Annotated in this window: 2 protein-coding genes and 1 pseudogene; all 3 read left to right on the top strand. The window is 39.1% G+C overall.

Annotated elements, in window-relative coordinates; translation table 11 throughout:
- Positions 1–183, top strand: a pseudogene (locus tag FFR48_RS27950) (hypothetical protein); the annotation flags it as partial.
- A gap of 248 nt (positions 184–431) precedes the next feature.
- Positions 432–587, top strand: coding sequence for a hypothetical protein (locus FFR48_RS27945; RefSeq protein ID WP_162501993.1), 156 nt, complete (start codon positions 432–434; stop codon positions 585–587).
- 80 nt (positions 588–667) lie between these two features.
- Entirely contained in the window at positions 668–1,144 is a 477-nt protein-coding gene (locus tag FFR48_RS27940) for a hypothetical protein (protein ID WP_137669581.1), read from the top strand.
- Positions 1,145–1,187: the final 43 nt, after the last annotated feature.

Here is a 1,187-nt window from a genome sequence, read left to right as displayed (position 1 = left end):
GTTTGGCTAAGACTAAAAAACTTAGCTTACAACACAGGTCAAACTATTTATCAAATTAAGCATAATTTGCTTTCTAATTATTTAATAGGACAACTAAAACGTCCAGATATTGCTATGTCAATGGTTTCGTCTTTAGGCGCTCGGTGCAGCGTAGCCGCACCATCGCTTGTGCCAGTTGCGTAAGTCCTATGATTCAATAACATCTTCATTATTGCAGTACACATATACTAATAATTAGCGATCGCTGTGCCAGTTGCGTAAGTCCTGTCTATACCGTCAGCATTCTAAAGAATAAAGATCACATCCTGTTTTATTTATCCACTAAGCCACTGGACAAAGTAAAATTGTCAAGTATGAAACTGGACAAACCAAGATAGACAGTCAAAACACAGAACTAATCAAAATCGTTACTCTACAAGGAAGATATGGTTATGCCCAATTACAATAAAGAGCTTCTTGACCTTGTTAAACAACTTTTTGAAGAAAGGTTAAATAGTAAAGGAAGCTATCACAAATGGTCAACGACTGAAGTAATATCCGAATATAATGCGGCACTTGCTGAGGCTTGCTTGAAGTTTATCAAGTGAATTTATTTCTGTTTTGTCAACTTGTCCATTAAGTCACTGGACAAACTAAAATTGTCCAGTAGGAGAGTTGACAAACCCAGATGGACAGTCAAGACATAGAACTGATTAAAATATCCACCCTACAAGGAAGATACGGTTTAGAGTCACGTCAAGCAGTGTATGACAGAATCAACGGACTGGACATAAAACCAGTAGCACGGGGTAAAATATCCCCACAGCAGTTAGAGCTACTGGACAAACTAGACAAACATATCAGGGACGGGGGAGCGATAGCTGATTTCCCCATCCAGCCAGAAGTAGAAGTACCAGCACTCTCAAAACTGGACAATCAACTAGACATACTGGACAACCAACTAGACAACGCTGAAAACCTTACCGCTATTAACGTTATGGCTGGTTTGGTTGAAAAAATGATGGGGTATGTGGGGAATAGGCGATCGCTATTGTCTGAGTATGAGGAACTAGAAAAAGCAGGGGAGCAACGCGATTTTGTGAAGTCGGGTATTATTCGAGCGATCGCCAAGCCCAAAACAGGCAACGCTAAAATATTTTTCTGAAATTAATGTCAAATAAATTACATTTAATCAATAAAAAGGCATG

It is taken from the genome of Sphaerospermopsis reniformis, from assembly GCF_005402885.1.
Classification (GTDB): Bacteria; Cyanobacteriota; Cyanobacteriia; order Cyanobacteriales; family Nostocaceae; genus Sphaerospermopsis; species Sphaerospermopsis kisseleviana.
This window is presented reverse-complemented; position numbering and strand designations above follow the sequence as displayed.

Excerpts from the sequence above, each read along its gene's own strand:
- FFR48_RS27945 (WP_162501993.1), top strand. The coding sequence starts at position 432 with ATGCCCAATTACAATAAAGAGCTTCTTGACCTTGTTAAACAACTTTTT.
- FFR48_RS27940 (WP_137669581.1), top strand. The coding sequence starts at position 668 with ATGGACAGTCAAGACATAGAACTGATTAAAATATCCACCCTACAAGGA.